The organism is Methylobacter sp., assembly GCF_023227905.1.
Lineage (GTDB): Bacteria > Pseudomonadota > Gammaproteobacteria > Methylococcales > Methylomonadaceae > Methylobacter_A.
On the sequence record NZ_JALOCF010000072.1, the window covers coordinates 1 to 17,634 of the forward strand.

Sequence of the window (17,634 nt, forward strand, 5' to 3'; positions counted from 1 at the left end):
ACGTGGGCAGAGGGGCAGGAGCCCCTTCTGCCGACCCTCGGCAAAAGCGAGGAGCGCAGGACACAAGCGGCAACCGGGCCGCCTTTCTTTTGGATACTTTTCTTTGGCGGAGCAAAGAAAAGTATCTCGCCCTCGGGTGCGAGAACCCGGTTCAAATAAACTGTCGCCTTAGCGACGCCTTAAATTTAAATTCGACTGAATGCGTAACATCAGCTGATAACAGGAACAAGACCATGCTTGAGCATTTGCGCTTATTAAGCCGTTATAACCAGTGGATGAACGAAAAACTCTACAACACCGCCGCCCAATTGCCTGCCGATGAGCTTGCCAGGGATTGCGGCGCATTTTTCGGCTCATTGCTGGGCACCTTGAACCATATCGTGGTAGCCGACATTATCTGGTTGCAGCGCTTTTCCGAACATCCGGCGCAACATCCTGCATTGGATCGGCTTCGCGCAATGCCCAAACCGCAAGCCCTTGCGCAAACCCTGCATGATGACTTTAGCGCATTAAGCGAAGAGCGCAGGCGGCTCGACAGCACGATCATAGCCTGGTGCGGGCAACTAAACGCATCCGACCTGAACCATAAGCTCGCGTATCGCAATATGAAAGGCGTAGCATCGATCAAAAACTACGGCAGCCTGACGCTGCATTTCTTTAACCACCAGACCCACCACCGAGGCCAGGCGACTACCTTGCTGTCGCAACAGGGCCTGGACGTCGGCGTCACCGATTTGCTGGCCTTGATACCGTCAGACTAAACCTGCTATGAGCCGGTATTTTCTTTGTCGCCCAGTTTCTTGGTTAATATTGAAATGCCTATAGGCACCAGAACGACCACGCCTATCAGCATAAACAAATACCGCTTCCAATGTGATTTGTCTTCTTCAGCGCCAACGACAAACGGCAAATGGTGATCCTGCTTTTCGCCGTCATGAACGATAGTCACATGCGCGAGGTAATCACCGGCACCGTATTTGGAAAAATCAATATCCGCTTTAACCGTTCCGGTCTTAATTTTCTGCGCTTCCTGATGAAAAATTTGCGTCCCCTCGGGCTCTTTCGTCACTTCAAATTCTATTGACACATCCCTGAGCTTTTTGCCCTCATAATCGAAAATCAGATTAGTCAATCCCACATTGGGAATTAAGCGGCAATAACCCTCGGTTTGGGTAAATGTCGGCGTATAGGCGGTAAAGTGAACCACTTCGGTGCCGACCTTGAAACGGCAAACATCAACCTCGTCAAGCGCTCCCCGGTGGCTGTAGCCAGGCGCAGAAAACGACAGGCTTAAAAATAAGGCCGCTAAAACCGTCCAAAACCGGGATGTTTGCGTTGCCGGGCGCTTGTTAATATTGTTTTGCGGATTATTGGCTAAAGCTGATAGAAACTGTGTCTGCATTTCTAAGTCCCTCTTTTGACAGGCCGAAAGATAGCGTAAAAGCAACGCCGTGAATAAAGGCTATGTAAGCGAAAGGCTACATTAGACTTTATAAAGAAAATATCGTCAAACCTTGATAAGTCATAGCCCGCAGTTATCGGAATTGCTGTTCACACGGAATACCGTCACCATCGCCATCCATTTTAGTACCGGGACAATTGCGAAGGTAAAATAGTGCCTCTTCATAAGAGGACATTTCAGAACACCATACCTTACCTTGGCATTGAAACTGTTCCGTTTGTTCTATCGGTTGTGCTTCAGATGCAGGTATTTCAATTTGGTCAACGAAGTTTTTTTCTTTTGAGACTTTACTGTAAATAAAAACGGCTACACCAATAACAACAAGAACTGGTAACAGGTTAAAGCTCTTCTGCGAATGGCTGATTTTTCTTGGTTTCCGGTAAGTTCTTTCCTTGGCTGGAGAGGGAAGATCTTTTTTACGTTTCTGTTCTAAAGGAACTAAAGCAAGAACCTCGTTCACCCCTTCAATTTTTGCATTGACAGCACGGAGCTTACCGTTGGCGTCAAAACCGATTTGATACAGGATAACATCCCCAATAACAGGCTTGCGGCTCATGCTTGCTAATGCCGAAATATGGATAAAAATATCAGCTTTCCCATTTTCCGGCTTTATGAAACCAAAACCTTTATCTTCAATCCAGCGTACTAGCTTCCCTTTCTCAATTGCCATGACTTAACCTTCCCATATTTAATCACTCGAACGCACTAAGTCATATTCCGTCACATGCAATCTGCGGTTAACGGACAAGCAGGGTAAGAGTGTTGATGGCGTCACTGATATCGCTTGCCTTCGTGTTGCAACCAACCCGCTTGATGAGCGCCACTTAGGTCTTGATGCGTCCAATGAACAACACCCCCTCTTTCGTTCCATTCATATTCACCATAAAACTGAATAGAATCACCCACTCGAAGAGAGTTAATTCTAGGAGCAAGGTCAATGTTATGTGCGATTAATAATGTTTGACCTGAAGGCAACATAATTATGAATTTTTGATGCCTACTGCCTTTGTTATCGTCTGCCAATAACCTTGTGACAACGCCCTGGCCAGAAATCTGTGAATTACTTTCCTGGATTGAAAATGCGTAGCTATATTGATTGTGAAAAAGCGTAGATCCAGTAAATAGAACAGCAACAAGCAAAAGTTTTTTCATCAGCTTACCTTCTAACGTTTGAGCCAAGTAAAAGAAAATAAATGGTGGACAAAACCGTCACCATTTCTACGGCAACTACATCAACCAAACCTACCCGGCAACCATCCCCTTTCCACACAATCGCGAAAACTCCAAGCCGCAGCCGTTTCGGTCTTATAACTCCAAAAAAACCAGCCCAGATATTTTTCGAAGGTGATCAATTGCGCGGCAGCGTAGCCCCGGTACGCGACATCCATCTGGAAATCGTCCATCTCTTGAAGTGTGTGGTTGAATGGCCCTTCCGCCCATAGCGATACAATTTTTAGATCCAGCCCCAAGCTCCATTCGCCGACATAAGTGCAGCCTAGCTCGCTGATAATCTCGTCGGCTTCCTTCTTCCACTCGATGCAGGCTTTTTGCATGTGCCCGTATATATCGGTATCGATGTCTTCACAAGCGAAGCACTGATAGCGATGGATGTCGAGCACCACATTACGGTACTCTGGCTCAACCAAAAACCCGGTGTATTCGCGAAATGACCTGAACCCCTCATGATAGACCACGGCAACATCTTCGGGGCGGCAGTATTTGCGGATGCGGTGATAGGCGTCGGTGGTATATTTTTTTAGCAGTTCGATGTCTATATCCCAGTGCGGCTCATTCAATACTTCAATGGCATGCAAGGCGGGGCGGGTGTGATAGCGTTCGGCCAGACGCTCCAGCACGAGTAGCGAGTGCTCGATATATTCCGGTTGGGTGTGCCATTCGCAAACATCCTTGATACCGCCGTTATCAAAGCCGTTTTGACAACCGGGCGCGGCGTGTAAATCCAGCACCACAAGCAAGCCCAGTTCTTCGGCCCAGTCAAAAGCGCGGTCCAGAACCGCTATGCCGCCCTGAACAAACGGATGGGGATTTTTGCCGTAGCTGGCGTGATAAGGATAGCCGGGGCCGAATATCCAATGCCCTAGCGGTATCCGTACCGCATTGATGCCGACCTTGGACAACCAGACAAAATCGTCACGAGTGATGAAGGTGTCCCAGTGTTTTTTAAGCGCCGGTTCGGCATTGGCGCCCAATTCTACGCAATAACTAGTTTCGTCAACCGCTTCCAGCCCCTCGAAAACACTGGGCGCCATCCATTTTTCAAGAACCAGCCATCCGCCGAGATTAACGCCGCGCACTTTTTTGCCGCATTTATGCCCAAAATCATGCTTCATTTTTTATTTGTTGTTGGCAACAAGCCTTAAAAGACGGGGGTTACAGCTCAATCCGGCGCTGATGAAAGCCCTCCGCCAATGGTTCGTTAGTAATTGTCAATATCGCCGCATCTGGCAGCCTTTGGGCTATCAAGCGCAGCATTTTCATTTCGCAGGAAGAATCGAGCGAGTCCATAGATTCTTGCAACAATATCCATTTGGGGTTTTGTAACAGTAACCGAACCACACCCAGGCGTTGCTGTTGTTCACGGGAAAGCGCGCCCGCCCAATTATCTTCGTGATCAAGCTGCTCCTTCAATTCTTCCAACCCTACCAGCTCAAGCGCCTCTTCAAGCGCAGACTCGGTATATTCCATATGGGTTGACGGGTAACAGATTGCCGCCCGCAAGGTTCCGGTCGGCAAATAGGGCCGTGGCGGCATAAAAAACACCGGATCGCGCGGCAACTCGATAGCCCCTTCTCCCCACGGCCAGAGACCGACTATCGCCTTAAATAACTTGGAACCGGTAAAGACGTTACCGGAGACCAGTACGCGTTCGCCCGGCCTGATTTCGACATTAATAGCCGACACGCACACCACGCCGTCGAGCCTGATGATACAGGTATCGCGAAACCTCAACACATCCTCATCTGTTTTTATCAGGTGAATACGGTGCGGGTCGTGAAGGACGATTTCCTGCTCAAGCTGATTCAGTCCATTAACCAATCCCAGTACCCGTTCAACCGAAGCCCGCCACTCTGCGACTCTGGCCATATTATCGACCGGCCAGGACAGTGCTCCAGCGGTTTGCTGGAATGCCTGGGCTGATTGCATCAAGGCGCCCAGCGAAATACTGCCCAGGATATAGCGAGGCGCTGACACCAGAATGGGGAATGCCATCGATAATACCGAATAGCCGGAGGTGAGCATGAACAAATGCGACCATGTCAGGGTTTGGCGTTGCCAAGCATGGACAATATCGTTAAAAAGCGCAATGAAACGATTCTGCTCGTTAGCTTCGCCATGAACCAATGCAATCGCCAGGGAATTTTCCCGTGCAGTGACCAAACCGAATCTGAAATTGGCTTCCACGGTTTGTCTATCATCGGTCGCCATAGTATAGGGCCTGCCCAGCCACCAGCCCAACGAGGACGCGCACGCCGCATAGATGATAGCCAGCCAGACCAAATGCCCGTGAACGGGGATTTCGATGAACAGCAGATTAACCGTAACAGTGCCGGAAAGCGTCCAGAGAATTTGGGTAAAACTGATCAGCAGTAACAAGCAATAAAGCAAAGAGTGGGAAAGCTCGATAGCGGATTCAGTGGCGATACGAATATCTTCAGCGATTCGCCCGTCAGGATTATCGTGCGTCCCCTGAATATGTGTCACCAGGTAGTGGCGTCCATCGGTCATCCACTTGCTGATCAAGTGGTGCGTTAACCAGCTCCTCCAGTCGAGTTGCAGGCGTCGCTTGACTTTAAAATGGGCAGTGGTGACTGCTATGTTGGCGGCAAAAATCAACACGATGAGGCCGATCTGCGTAAGCAGTCCGCTCATTGAACGTTGTTCGAGCGCATTAAAAAGATCAGCGCTCCATATCGTAATGACCACAGCAATGCCGATTTGCATCACGGTGAGCATGAATAAAGCCAACGCCAGGCTGCGAATGGTGGATTTGTTTTCAGAATGCCAAAAAGGCCCTGCTAACCGAATGAATTGGATGAAAAACCCGTTTGAAAATTGCAAAGAAAACTCCTGCACTTGGGTGAAATAAATAATATATAAAGACGCGGCTTTTTTTATTTTTCTAGTCTGCCTTGCTTTTACCAGCCGACAATTCTAGTGGAATTTTTGCTGATTTCACACCTTTGTAACCTAATTTATGTCAGCTAGCTAATTAATAAATTATACCGACATGCCAATAACGAAGCTTTTTCCTTGTCTTTATCGGTAGTTTTATGCCGCCAAGCTTGGATTTACCAACTCCAGCACCGCAATTTCCGGGTAGCAATTGAACCTCACCGGCAAAATAGCCCAGCCGATACCGCGGCTTATAAACAGTGGTGTTCTGGGAGTGGCGATAAGGCCGCTGGAATAAGCTTTGTTTTTAACCGGTAGCTTCGGAGCTCCCAAAAAAGGGAATACAACCTGGCCGCCGTGAGTATGGCCGCTTAACACCAATGACAGCGGCGTTTCAAACTCCGTGTCGACCGAATCCGGGTTATGTGCTAACAGTATCCGGCAGTCGCCTTGATCCGAGCCGGAAAAAGCCTTGTCGATGTTTAGCTTGTCGCCCCAAAAGTCCCCTGCTCCGCCTATCAGAATTCTGTCTTTACCCTTATAGATCGCTTTGCATTGATGACGGACATTCTGTCCTGACCTTTCCAGCCAATACAAGGATCTACTGGAGTCGCCCCAATGATCGTGATTGCCCAAAACCGAATAGACGCCGTACCTCGCGCTTAACTTGGATAAAATAGGCCATACTTTATCGATTTCTTCAATCGTGTTCCTGTTATGGACATAATCGCCGGTACATACGATGGCATCCGTGTTTAACCGATTGGTCCGGTGAACTATTTCTTCAACAAACGACGGTGGGACCAGAAAGCCCAAATGTATGTCTGTCAGGTGCGCAAGCGTAAACCCATGGAACGAAAGCGGCAGATTGGGGATCGGAATCTTATACCGATTCACCTGCACGATGTTTCGCTCGATGAATATCGGGTAACTTCCCGCTAAAACAAAAGCGCCGCCGGAAAATGCTGATTTAATAAAAGACCTTCTATTCATAGAAATATTCCGATTAAGTTAATACCGCCGCAATTTGTCACACATAAAAACATTATCGCCTCACCCTGACCATAATAAATTTACGCAGTTCCTCCAGCAGTAACATTGCCAGGGCGAAAGGCACTATAAACAGCCATACTTCGAATGCGATCGGCTGGGTGCCAAAGACTATGTTGCCCCAGACGGTATAGTCGATACCCAGTATCAAGATTATTTCCAGCGCAATACCCCAGAGTATGATGCGGTTGTCAAACAGACCGACACCAAACACACTGCGCTCCGGCGTTTTGCAAAGAAATACATTGACGATCTGCGCAACGATGATGGCGCTCAGGCAGGCTGTTGTGGCTTGAAGATATAGAGGGTCTTGACCAGCCAACCTTTCGCCCCACTGCCAACCGCCTCTGTGCAGCACAAAAAAATATGCCGCCATCGAAACAACCGCTTCCATCACCCCCAAAAAAGCATAAGCGTGCAATAGCAAACGCCAGTTGAGCAAGCGTTCATTTCGCGGACGCGGCGGCCGACTCATATTGCCCGGTTCGGGCTTGGCTGCGCCCAATCCCAAAGCAGGCAGCATGTCCGTCCCCAAATCGACCGCCAAAATCTGGATGATCGTCAAAGGCAGCGGTATCTTAAACAAAGCAAAAGCCAGATAGGGAATAATTTCCGGGATGTTGGAAGTCAGGATATAAGTCAAAAACTTGCGGATATTTTCATAAACGGCACGCCCTTCCTCAACCGCGGCGATGATGCTGGCGAAATTATCATCCAGCAAAATCATATCGGCGGCCTCTTTGGCGACATCCGTGCCGCTGATGCCCATCGCGATGCCGATGTCAGCCAGTTTCAGTGCCGGGGCATCATTGACGCCGTCGCCGGTGACCGCAACGACGTGCTTTTTCTTTTGCAAGGCGGCTACGATGCGCATTTTCTGATCGGCGCCGACGCGGGCGAAAATAATGTCCGGTGCGTTCAAAGCCAGGCGTAGCTGGGTTTCGGACAATTTCCGCAACTGCTCGCCGGTAATGACCACCGGATTATCCGTTTGAATCTGGCCGATCTGCCGGCCGATCGCCAAAGCGGTATGCGGATGATCGCCAGTCACCATAATCACTTTGATGCCCGCCTTCCGGCACTTGCGCATCGCTTCAGGCACTTCCGCTCGCGGCGGGTCTTCCAGCCCGACCAGCGCCGTTAAAATCAGGTCTTGCTCCTGCGCTGAGCCGGCTTGCTCCACTTCCAGCTCTCGCCAGGCAAAAGCCAGTACTCGCAAGCCCTGATTTGCCATCTGTTCCTGGGCGTTAACAAAATCCTGCCGGATTTCTGCGGTCAGCGGCATTAATTGCTCGCCGATTTGCACCTGCTTGCAGAGCGGCAACAGCACTTCCAGCGCGCCCTTGGAATAGAGCACTACGCCTTTGGGCGTCTGATGGATCGTGGAAAGCCGTTTGCGGTCCGTATCGAACGGCACTTCGTTGATCTTGGGGTAAGCAAGCGTTTCGCCAAGACAGGTCTTTGCCATCTGCACCAGCGCGATTTCCATCGGGTCGCCCAAGGTCTGACTCTTTCCCTCGACTACGGTTTCTTTCAGATTATGGCAGAGCGCCGCATCTTCGAAAAAGCGGCGATAAGTAAGCGCCAATTGCTGCTGTACCGCCGTTGCCGCAAGCATTTGTCCATCCAGGTACAGCGCGCGCACCGCCATGCGGTTTTCGGTCAGCGTACCGGTCTTATCGGTGCAGATCACCGTCGCCGACCCTAAAGCTTCCACAGACGGCAAGTGCCGGATCAGCGCATTGCGCCTGGCCATGCGCTGGGTCGCCATCGCCAGCGATAAAGTGACCGTCGGCAATAATCCTTCCGGCACATTGGCGACGATAATGCCGATCGCGAAAATAAAATTTTCCCAAAACGACAGCCCCATGCCGCGCCCGATAAAGAAAAACACTAGGCCCAGCGTTAATGCAAACACCACGATAAAGCGGCTCAGACGCGTGATTTCCAATTGCAAGGGCGAAACGGTTTTAACGGCAGTCTGCGTTAAATGGGCAATCCTGCCGAATTCCGTGTGCATTCCGGTCGCAAATACCACGGCCCTGCCCTCGCCGGACACTATCGAGGTTCCGGCTAATAACGTATTGCGGCTATGCTCCAGATTTTCTTCCGTAGAAGGTTCAGCGTCACGCGCCTGCGGCCTGGATTCGCCAGTGACGGTGGCGTTGTTGACACGCAGTAAAAAGGCTTCGAGCAAACGGCAGTCTGCCGGCACATTGTCACCCTCCTGCAATAAAATCACATCGCCGGGTACTAAATCTGCGGCCAGAATCAGCCCGACCTCGCCATCCCTGAGTACCTTGACATGATAAGGCAACAGCTTTTGTAGCGCGGAAATAGCGCATTCGGCGCGGTATTGTTGCCAGAACGAAAACAGGCCGTTGATCAAGATCACGCCGAGCACCGCGTAACCCAGCATAGCCATGCCGCCGCCCGGTTGCATGGCTTCGGCGAAAAACGCCAGACCTGTCGCCAGCCACAGTATCAGCGCGAAAAAATGGGTGAATTCCTTGATGAAACGGAGTGTCAGCGATTCGCGCCGCACCTCCTCAACCTGGTTCGGCCCGTACTCGTCCAAGCGTGATTCGGCCTCGTCCTGGGGCAGCCCGTCATAACTGCTATGAAGGCTTGCCAACGCCTCATCGACAGTGAATTGATGTATTTTCATGGCGACTCCTGAATACAGAAACCCAAACAGAGGCCTACCTGTTTAAAATACCACGGACTTTATGATTTTTTCATCAACAAGTAGCAACACTTGTACGTCGGGCACAAACAGCCCGTCCATGTTTAAAATTTATGAGTTATAAAAGTCGAACATTGCATAATAATATAAATTATTAATCCCAAAGTCGTAGGCAACAGCAATATTGCTTGTATCCAGCGAATTAGGCTCCCCCGAGATAAGCCCATAGTGATGATACCGATGACGAAAAGCATAATCCCAGCAGGAATTGTAATAAAGAGGACATTGGCGTCCAAAAGAGAAATCAACATGATTGTATCGGCCAGATCGGGCAGATATTCACAGCTATGCCTGCTGCTGATGCTGCTGATGCTGCTGCCGCACTGAAGCAGGATTCTAAGTAACCAACCTGGAGCTAAGAGAGCGAGTGGCCACAGCGCGAAACACAAGCAAAAAGCAAATAGCTTGGCTACTTTCCGAATAATCTTTACCGGATACGCTGGTAACTGCTTCCAGATAATTTCATAAAAAAGCAGTGTGCCACACGCCTGGCAAGATTTTTTATCAGTGTCGATTTGTGTTTTGCAGTTGGGACAGATTCGCATAAACTCCAACATCCTAATTAAGGCGCGCGCATTAGCGCGTCCCGCTTGAATGGCAGGTTAGGGTCAAGCGTACCGGACATCGGATTTGGCGGACGTACCGTATTTTGCCATGTGACAATTCAAACATTGCCTCATTTTTCTTGGATGGGCAGCAGTTCGCATCAAAATTTTGTTCGTCTCTGAGATATTCAAGAATGCCAACGACAATTTTATTGTCACAACTGGAAACTTGTTTAAAGTCAACGTGACGATAACGCTCTCTACCTACTTCTATCGCATCCACGTTATAGAATATATTTTCTTTCGGTTTGAGCGGAGCAAGATAAAAGTCGATGTGTTGGACTTCGTACCTCAGCCCGACCCACGAGCTATCCCCCTTGCTTTCGATACAGCCAAGGATTGTAGAGGATGAAACAAGGGCATCATCAAAACGAACCTTCACTTTATTTGCTCTGTGATCGGTGTTGACCGTTTCGACTCCCGGCAGCTCCTTCACCTCTGTAGTGCCAACCGCCTCATAACCAGCGCAGTGCATGCCGCCAATGGGCAATGAAAGAGCGCGTTGAGTCATAGAGGCTGCATACGGCAGAAACGGAGACAACCCTGACATTAGGGAGTTAAATCGCTGGCGTCACCCTGCTTTAGCCCGCCTCCATACAAACCGAAACAACTTACGCAGTTCCTCAAAAACCAGCACAGACGACGCAACACTAGTGGCTATCAGCCAATCCAGCGGCGTTAATGCCGTGGTATGGAATATCTGCTGCGCAGGCGGCCAGTGTATGACCAGTATTTGCAGCAGTAGCACCCCGAAAATAGCCAGCCAGAGATATCGGTTGGCGCAAAAATGCCGGTTGAAAGTCGTGCCTTTTTCCGACCTGGCGTTAAACACGTTGAACACCTGAAACAGCACAAAAGTGGTAAACGCCAAGGTCGCGGCATGCGCCTCGCCTGTTTCCGCCAGGTTTGCGGCATATTCACTACCGCTAGCGATATCGCTTTCACCGGTTTTCAGGCCGTAGTACAAAACCCCGAGTGAACCGACGGCCATAGTCAACCCATAGCTAAAAAGATTGCCGAACCGGCTTAAGGACAGTATCTGCGCTTTGGAGTCTCGCGGCGCTTCGTTCATGGTGCCGGCACGGATAGGGTCAACACCCAGCGACATGGCAGGAGGGCCGTCCATGATGATATTGATCCACAGCAATTGCACGGCAGTAAACGGCAAAGGCAGGCCCAGCAGCGGCGCCCCCGCTACGGCCAGTATGGCGCCGATGTTGGTGGACAGCTGAAAGCGCACGAACTTAACCATATTGTCGTAAATGCCTCGACCTTCCTGGACTGCTTTAACGATGGTCGCAAAATTGTCATCGGTCAATATCATTGATGCGGCTTCCCTGGCAACATCGGTACCGGTGATGCCCATGGCGATGCCGATATCGGCGCTCTTTAAGGCAGGCGCATCGTTGACGCCGTCTCCGGTCATCGCAACCACATGGCCGTCAGCTTTCAAGGCTTTGATAATCCGTACTTTCTGTTCCGGCGCAGTGCGGGCAAAGACTGTGATTGAATTGATACGCGCGGCCAGTGCGTCGTCATCGAGGCCAGCCAATTCTTCGCCTTCGATCACTTCGCCGGACAAGCCCAGTTCCTTGGCAATGGCATAGGCTGTCACTTTCTGGTCACCGGTAATCATTTTGACAGCGATACCGGCTTGTCGGCAAAGCTTGATAGCCTCTCCGGCTTCGGCTCTTGGCGGGTCCATCAGGCCGACCAGCGCGACAAAAGTAAGCTCCTGCACGTACTGGAACAAGTCTTTCTCCGGTTTGAAGTCGCTTGCAGGCAAGGTGCGAACCGCAACGCCCAGCACCCGCAGCCCGGTATCGGCCATGGTATGGTTTTGAGCCAACAGCTGGTCCCGCTTAACCGGCAGCGAGTTACCGTTGCCATCAATAATTGAGCTGCTCAGTTTCAGCAGGACTTCTGGTGCGCCCTTGATAAACACTTTGACCTGGTCGCCCTGTTGATGGAAAGTGGCCATGAATTTATGTTCGGCATCAAAAGGGATTTCAGCGATACGCGGCATCTCTAAACTGGCCTGTTTCTTGGCGATACCGCCTTTGGCGGCAAGCACCAGCAATGCGGCTTCCATCGGATCGCCCACCGCCTGCTGGAAACGGCTGTTATTGCACAGCGCCAAGGGCAGCAATAAATCAGCTAAGTCATCGTCAGCCTTGCCGCCGTCAACTGGCAAAATCTCACCAGCGGTTTCATAGCCTTCGCCGCTGACCTTGTAGTTCCGGTCTTTATAAAAAACGGATCGTGCCGTCATCTGGTTGACGGTCAAGGTGCCGGTCTTGTCGGTGCAGATAACCGTCGTGCAGCCCAGGGTCTCCACTGCGGTCAAACGCTTGACGATGGCGCGCTGGCGGGCCATGCGATGCATGCCCAAAGCCAGGGTTACAGTCACCACCGCTGGCAAACCTTCGGGAATCGCCGCTACAGCCAAGGCTATCGCGGTGAATGCCGTCTGTATCAGCGGCTCCCCGCGCCACAAAGCGGTCATAAACAATAGGCCGATAACCGCAACCGCAATCAAGGCCAGTCGCTTACCCAGGCTGTCGAGCTGCATTTGTAACGGCGTATCCCCGTCTTTGGCCTCGGCCAACAGGCCCGCCAGCTTGCCGATTTCGGTGTCCATGCCGGTGGCGGTCACCAGCACTTTCGCGCGGCCACGAGTGACCGCGTTGTTCATATAGAGCATGTTGTTACGATCAGCAAGCGGCATCGTGGCTTGCGACAATGCCTGATTCTGCTTGGTAACAGGTAGTGACTCGCCGGTCAACGCCGACTCGTCAACCTCGAGCGTGTGACAGGAAATAATACGTCCGTCCGCCGGGATCTTGTCGCCCGGCTCAAGAATAACTATGTCCCCCGGCACCAGTTGATCGGCAGGCAATTGAATGTTGTGGCCTTCACGGCGCACTTTGGCCTGCAAGGCAAGCATATTCTTTAGTGCCGCCAGCGATTTTTCGGCTTGATACTCCTGATAAAACCCCAAAAACGCGTTAATGATCACAACCACCAGAATAACGGCGCCGTCCGTTAAATCGCCGATAGTGGCGGCCAAAACAGCCGCGACTATCAACACTAAAATAAGAAGGCTTTTAAACTGGGCTAGCAGTAAATGCACAGCCGGGCGCGGCGGTTTTTCAGTCAAACGGTTGGCTCCGTAAAGCCTTAACCTGTCAGCGGCAGCAGCCAGGCTTAAGCCGGTAGATGCGTCCGAAGCCAATGCAGAAAGCGCTTCCTCGGCCGACTGGGTATGCCAATCAGGCCGAACCTTGGTATGTGCCTCGGTTACCTGAGTTTGTGCCTGTTTATCGTATTTTTGCAACTTCAACCATGCTTGCCAAACGGAAAGCAGGACGGCAAGAATCACCGGTCCCAAAAACAGGCCGATAGCGCCGAACGCCGAGAGTCCGCCCAGTACCCCGAACAGCACCACCAGAAAAGGTATCCGACCCGCACCGCTGATGACTAACGGCCGGATCACATTATCCACCGTACTCACCACAAAGAAACCCCAGAGCAATAAGCCTAAGCCTTGCCACTGCTGCTCCGTCACCATCAGCATGATGCTTAAAGGCAGCCACACCAGTGTCGCCCCCATCGGAACCATCGCTAACAGCGCGGTCACTGCACCGAACAGCACCGGTGCCTTGACACCGGCAACAAAATAACCCAATCCAGCCAGTAGGCCCTGCCCCAATGCGGCAAGCACCAGACCGTAAACTACGGCTCGGGTAGTATTTCCGGCAGCTTGCAGATAAACATTCTGGTATTTCCCCAAAAACCGCACCAGCCCTTGACGCAGTTGCTTAACCGCTTCGTCACCGTCACGAAAACAAAAAAATACCGTAACCAGGATAACGCCGAGCTTCATGATGTAACCGCCGATGCCTCCAAGAAACTTGGCGAACTGGCCTGACCATTGTTGCGCCCAACCTGCAAACTGCGCCATGACTGCCGATTGATCATCAGTCAACCGCTCCAGCCATTTTTGCGCTGTATCACCCAACCAGGGAATATGACTGATGAAATCCGGCAGGCGATAATCACCCTGCCCCATACCGTGCCTTAATGCTTGATAAGCGACCGTCAGTTCTTCCTGCAACATGGCAACCAGCCAGAAGACTGTCAGCAAGATCACCGCTGAAATAATGGCTGTCATTAACGCCGCACTGAGCGTTGGATTGCCGTTGAGCTTCTCTCTTAAATATCGATAAGGCGGCCATGCCACATAAGCAATAATCAGCGCCCAAGTCAGGGTAAGCAAGAATTCACGCAGCACCATAAAGCCCAGCAATAAAAGGCAGGCGAGCAGAATGCCGGGAATGAGCTGTCGTATCGATTTATTACCAAAATAATCATTCATGTCGCGGTTTAGTAATGTGCCAATTGATGTTTGACCACATTGTAAGCGATAGCTGTTTAATTGCCAGCAATGAACTTGACGAGCTTTATACTGACAGGGCGTAAGCATTCTGCTCTATCATTCTGCCTTGGCTGCTATATAATTAAATTGCCGTATAAATACACCGACTGTCTGTCGGTAGGACATATCAGCCTGCCTCACTCCGATAGCACGGCAGTTTTACCGGCAATACAACACCTACTAGGAGCTGTAAAAATCGTGTATTCCCAACTCAAAATTTTCGCCACCCATCGGATAATGCAATGAACCTCGACTCCCGCACGATGATGGTGATGATGTCCGCGTTGATTCTGCTGTTTTCCGGCCTGCTGACATTAGCAGGGTTGCAAGCTGGTAATACCCGCGGAATGCAACACTGGGCAGCCGGTAGTCTATGCATCGGGCTGGGCCTGGGCTTTGCATTGCTCCAGCAGGATTTACCCGGCAGCGCTTGGGTTCTGGTCTTCGGCGCTACATTGGTGGCGGCGGGAACAGGCTTCCAATTCAACGGCATCCAGGCGTTCAAGACAGGGCTCTGCAGCAAACACATTCCATGGTCGCTGGCAGGACTGGTATTTATTCAAGGCATTTGGTTCGTTGTCCTCCATCCTGATATTCATGCTCGCGTCGTCGCCAATTCGTTAGTGCTTGCCTTATGTAATGCGGCCTGCGCCCGTGCCTTGTTCATCCGCATAGAGCAACCGCTACGCACCGCGTATTGGTTTACCGGTGCTTCATTCGCGGCAGTTGCGACGATGTTACTGATCAGGGCAATAGTCGTTTTTCTTGCTCCGGCCAATACCTACGGCCTTTATACGCAAGCATCGATCAATCCTGTGACTTTTTTTATTGGCAGCATGGCGCAAATGTGCCTGGCTTTCGGCTTCGTGCTGATGCTGAATTACCGACTTTCTGCGGATCTTCAAAAATTGGCATTAAGTGATGCGCTGACCGGAGCGCTGAACCGGCGTAGCCTGGAACAGGAGGCTGCCCGCCTGTCCGCACGGTGTACCCGCACCGGAGATGCACTGGCAATCCTGATGATCGACGTTGACCATTTTAAGTCTATCAATGACCGTTATGGTCACCCTGTCGGAGACGAGGTATTGAAGCGTCTGGCGGCGATAGCGCATGCAACCATTCGGAGCGACGATTATTTTGCCCGCTATGGAGGTGAAGAATTCTGCATTCTGCTGCCGTCAACGACCGAAAACGATGCCTGGATAATTGCTGACCGCTTACGTCAGAACTATGCCGCGTTGGCAATGGAGTTCGGCGGCGAAGTTTTGCACAGTACCATCAGCATCGGGGTATCTAGTTCAATACATGCCGGACTGGAGTTCAGCTCACTGGTAGCGGCCGCCGATCAGGCAATGTATCGCGCCAAACAGGAAGGCCGTAATCGAGTGGTGATGCATTCATCATACTGCTTGAATCAGGTTGGTGCGTAACCTGAGGAAGCGCTGCAAATGCGCTTCAAACCATCAGAGCCATTTTGCATTGAGAGCGACTCTGGTTGCTTTAATTGGGATATCATAAATTTTTATGGCAAGTCGAATTAATATCTATCCTGGACAAACGATGGAGTCTAAACAGGCTGCCTGATTAATCAGCACTTATGTTCTCGCTGATCTTCAGGCGTTCAGCGAGGGCATAGGGATAATATTCAGCTAAAAATCGCAACTAACGGCATGGGCATTTTTTAACACGTCCGGATTCCAATGCTCAACCGCCCAGCTAAGCAGCTCGCTTACCGGAGCTTGTTGCAGTTCAATCGGCGGGTTTTGCTTTAATAAGGCCAGCAACTCAAAAATAACCCGATGAGGCGATGTCAAGCCAACCGCCATCGCCTGTGTCTGTTTACTGAGTTTATAGCCTTGTTCATCCACAATAACAGGGACATGCATATAGCCGGGAGTATGAAACCCCAGCAGCTGTTGCAAGTACATCTGTTTCGGCGTTTCATCCAGCAAATCAAAGCCGCGGACGATTTGATTAACATGCTGCAAATCATCATCAATCACTACCGCAAATTGATAGGCGATAATCCGGTCTTTGCGCTTCACGATAAAATCGCCATCTTGCTCGGCGAGATTATGGGAAACCGGGCCCTGCAATTTATCCTGAAAAGTGATGATGCGCTTATCGGCTTTAATGCGCAGTGCATATGGGACGTCAGGCAGGGTTTGCCGCTCTCTGCATATGCCGGGATAAACATCGGACTGCGATTGTCCTCTGTCACCAGCTGTCAGCGTTTTTCTGCTGCATGTGCAAGGATAGACCAGCTTGTTTGTTTGTAAGTCGCTGATGACATCGTTATAAATGTCAATATGTCGGCTTTGATAATAAACATCACCGTCCCAATACAGGCCAAAAGCCTCCAGGGTTTTTAATATGCTATCAGCGGAGCCTTTTACGTTTCTGGGGGAATCGAGGTCGTCAATGCGTAGCAGCCACAGACCTTGTTGGGAGCGGGCTTGAAGAAATCCGGCAAGGGCCGTGTAGATGGAACCGAGGTGTAAAGGGCCGGTAGGCGATGGTGCAAACCGGCCAATAGCGGGTTGTTTATCCAGCATTAACCCATTTGTTTTTCACGAATTTCATCAAGTGTTTTGCAGTCGATGCACAGAGTGGCAGTCGGTCTGGCTTCCAGACGGCGGATACCGATTTCGATACCGCAAGACTCACAGTAACCGTAATCGCCTGATTCGATTTCTTTGAGGGCTTCATCAATTTTTTTGATTAGCCGACGCTCGCGATCACGGGTCCTTAATTCCAGACTGAATTCCGATTCCTGAGACGCTCGGTCATTTGGATCAGGAAAATTAGACGCATCGTCCTGCATATGATGCACGGTGCGATCTACCTCGTGCATTAATTCGCCTTTCCAATTGTTAAGAATATCCTCAAAATGCTTTAATTGAGCACTGTTCATATATTCTTCGCCTTCTTTTTCTTGATAATGCTTAAAACTGAAAGGTGACGCGCCAGCTTTAGAATTTTCGGTCATCCATTAACTCCTAAGACAAGATTAAATAAAACCGCGCATTTTTAGCAGAATAGCAACCGGATAGCAAGGTTTATTGATATCATCCCAGGGCAATCGCGCTATCTCGCCATTGACAGGACAAGAAGTATAGAATTGGCAATTTGCAGAGATAACAAGAATGTTACCCAATCCGCTGCCGTATTTCGAAGACCTCAAAGACCCACGCCGCGA

Annotated in this window: 15 protein-coding genes; 2 read left to right on the top strand and 13 right to left on the bottom strand. The window is 50.5% G+C overall.

Annotated features, from left to right (window positions below; translation table 11 throughout):
• The first annotated feature begins 233 nt into the window (after positions 1 to 233).
• On the top strand, positions 234 to 761 hold the full coding sequence (locus M0R47_RS19620) for a DinB family protein (RefSeq protein WP_292558009.1): 528 nt from the start codon (positions 234 to 236) through the stop codon (positions 759 to 761).
• Positions 762 to 766: 5 nt separating this feature from the next.
• Here M0R47_RS19620 and M0R47_RS19625 read toward each other — a convergent pair whose 3' ends face one another.
• The 10 genes from M0R47_RS19625 to M0R47_RS19670 all read right to left on the bottom strand — a co-directional run bounded on the left by M0R47_RS19625 (position 767) and on the right by M0R47_RS19670 (position 14,375).
• Positions 767 to 1,402, bottom strand: a complete 636-nt coding sequence (locus M0R47_RS19625) for a hypothetical protein (protein ID WP_292558011.1) — start codon at positions 1,400 to 1,402, stop codon at positions 767 to 769.
• Between the two features lie 133 nt (positions 1,403 to 1,535).
• The gene (locus M0R47_RS19630; protein ID WP_292558013.1) at positions 1,536 to 2,132 is read right to left on the bottom strand and encodes a cold shock domain-containing protein; all 597 of its coding nucleotides are present in this window, start codon (positions 2,130 to 2,132) and stop codon (positions 1,536 to 1,538) included.
• 101 nt (positions 2,133 to 2,233) lie between these two features.
• Complete coding sequence (locus M0R47_RS19635; protein ID WP_292558015.1) at positions 2,234 to 2,614, bottom strand: DUF3465 domain-containing protein; 381 nt, start codon at positions 2,612 to 2,614, stop codon at positions 2,234 to 2,236.
• 80 nt (positions 2,615 to 2,694) lie between these two features.
• Positions 2,695 to 3,813 (bottom strand): glycoside hydrolase family 5 protein, encoded by a 1,119-nt coding sequence (locus tag M0R47_RS19640; protein WP_292558017.1) that lies wholly within the window; start codon positions 3,811 to 3,813, stop codon positions 2,695 to 2,697.
• A 40-nt stretch (positions 3,814 to 3,853) separates the two neighbouring features.
• On the bottom strand, positions 3,854 to 5,542 hold the full coding sequence (locus M0R47_RS19645; protein WP_292558019.1) for an ABC transporter ATP-binding protein/permease: 1,689 nt from the start codon (positions 5,540 to 5,542) through the stop codon (positions 3,854 to 3,856).
• A gap of 210 nt (positions 5,543 to 5,752) precedes the next feature.
• Positions 5,753 to 6,589: a metallophosphoesterase gene (locus M0R47_RS19650; RefSeq protein WP_292558021.1), complete on the bottom strand. Its 837-nt coding sequence runs from the start codon at positions 6,587 to 6,589 to the stop codon at positions 5,753 to 5,755.
• A gap of 52 nt (positions 6,590 to 6,641) precedes the next feature.
• Positions 6,642 to 9,314, bottom strand: a complete 2,673-nt coding sequence (locus tag M0R47_RS19655; RefSeq protein ID WP_292558022.1) for a cation-transporting P-type ATPase — start codon at positions 9,312 to 9,314, stop codon at positions 6,642 to 6,644.
• 122 nt (positions 9,315 to 9,436) lie between these two features.
• Positions 9,437 to 9,937, bottom strand: coding sequence for a hypothetical protein (locus tag M0R47_RS19660; protein ID WP_292558024.1), 501 nt, complete (start codon positions 9,935 to 9,937; stop codon positions 9,437 to 9,439).
• 31 nt (positions 9,938 to 9,968) lie between these two features.
• Complete coding sequence (locus M0R47_RS19665) at positions 9,969 to 10,508, bottom strand: heavy-metal-associated domain-containing protein (RefSeq protein WP_292558026.1); 540 nt, start codon at positions 10,506 to 10,508, stop codon at positions 9,969 to 9,971.
• A 60-nt stretch (positions 10,509 to 10,568) separates the two neighbouring features.
• On the bottom strand, positions 10,569 to 14,375 hold the full coding sequence (locus M0R47_RS19670) for an HAD-IC family P-type ATPase (protein WP_292558028.1): 3,807 nt from the start codon (positions 14,373 to 14,375) through the stop codon (positions 10,569 to 10,571).
• Positions 14,376 to 14,677: 302 nt separating this feature from the next.
• On the opposite strand from M0R47_RS19670, the gene M0R47_RS19675 reads away from it, so the two are divergent.
• The gene (locus tag M0R47_RS19675) at positions 14,678 to 15,865 is read left to right on the top strand and encodes a GGDEF domain-containing protein (RefSeq protein ID WP_292558030.1); all 1,188 of its coding nucleotides are present in this window, start codon (positions 14,678 to 14,680) and stop codon (positions 15,863 to 15,865) included.
• 219 nt (positions 15,866 to 16,084) lie between these two features.
• Here the strand turns inward: M0R47_RS19675 and gluQRS are convergent, their stop codons facing one another.
• The 3 genes from gluQRS to M0R47_RS19690 all read right to left on the bottom strand — a co-directional run.
• A complete protein-coding gene (gluQRS, locus tag M0R47_RS19680; RefSeq protein ID WP_292558031.1) occupies positions 16,085 to 16,990 on the bottom strand; it encodes a tRNA glutamyl-Q(34) synthetase GluQRS in 906 nt (301 codons plus the stop codon).
• Entirely contained in the window at positions 16,990 to 17,424 is a 435-nt protein-coding gene (gene dksA / locus M0R47_RS19685; protein WP_292558033.1) for an RNA polymerase-binding protein DksA, read from the bottom strand. The genes gluQRS and dksA overlap by 1 nt, the downstream gene beginning before the upstream one ends.
• A gap of 21 nt (positions 17,425 to 17,445) precedes the next feature.
• Positions 17,446 to 17,634 (bottom strand): hypothetical protein (locus M0R47_RS19690; protein ID WP_292558035.1); only part of this gene is annotated, 189 nt, incomplete at its 5' end.

Coding starts and splice junctions, on each gene's coding strand:
- M0R47_RS19640 (WP_292558017.1), bottom strand. CDS start 3,813: ATGAAGCATGATTTTGGGCATAAATGCGGCAAAAAAGTGCGCGGCGTT.
- M0R47_RS19635 (WP_292558015.1), bottom strand. CDS start 2,614: ATGAAAAAACTTTTGCTTGTTGCTGTTCTATTTACTGGATCTACGCTT.
- gluQRS (WP_292558031.1), bottom strand. CDS start 16,990: ATGCTGGATAAACAACCCGCTATTGGCCGGTTTGCACCATCGCCTACC.
- M0R47_RS19675 (WP_292558030.1), top strand. CDS start 14,678: ATGAACCTCGACTCCCGCACGATGATGGTGATGATGTCCGCGTTGATT.
- M0R47_RS19630 (WP_292558013.1), bottom strand. CDS start 2,132: ATGGCAATTGAGAAAGGGAAGCTAGTACGCTGGATTGAAGATAAAGGT.
- M0R47_RS19655 (WP_292558022.1), bottom strand. CDS start 9,314: ATGAAAATACATCAATTCACTGTCGATGAGGCGTTGGCAAGCCTTCAT.
- dksA (WP_292558033.1), bottom strand. CDS start 17,424: ATGACCGAAAATTCTAAAGCTGGCGCGTCACCTTTCAGTTTTAAGCAT.
- M0R47_RS19660 (WP_292558024.1), bottom strand. CDS start 9,937: ATGCGAATCTGTCCCAACTGCAAAACACAAATCGACACTGATAAAAAA.
- M0R47_RS19650 (WP_292558021.1), bottom strand. CDS start 6,589: ATGAATAGAAGGTCTTTTATTAAATCAGCATTTTCCGGCGGCGCTTTT.
- M0R47_RS19665 (WP_292558026.1), bottom strand. CDS start 10,508: ATGACTCAACGCGCTCTTTCATTGCCCATTGGCGGCATGCACTGCGCT.
- M0R47_RS19620 (WP_292558009.1), top strand. CDS start 234: ATGCTTGAGCATTTGCGCTTATTAAGCCGTTATAACCAGTGGATGAAC.
- M0R47_RS19625 (WP_292558011.1), bottom strand. CDS start 1,402: ATGCAGACACAGTTTCTATCAGCTTTAGCCAATAATCCGCAAAACAAT.
- M0R47_RS19670 (WP_292558028.1), bottom strand. CDS start 14,375: ATGAATGATTATTTTGGTAATAAATCGATACGACAGCTCATTCCCGGC.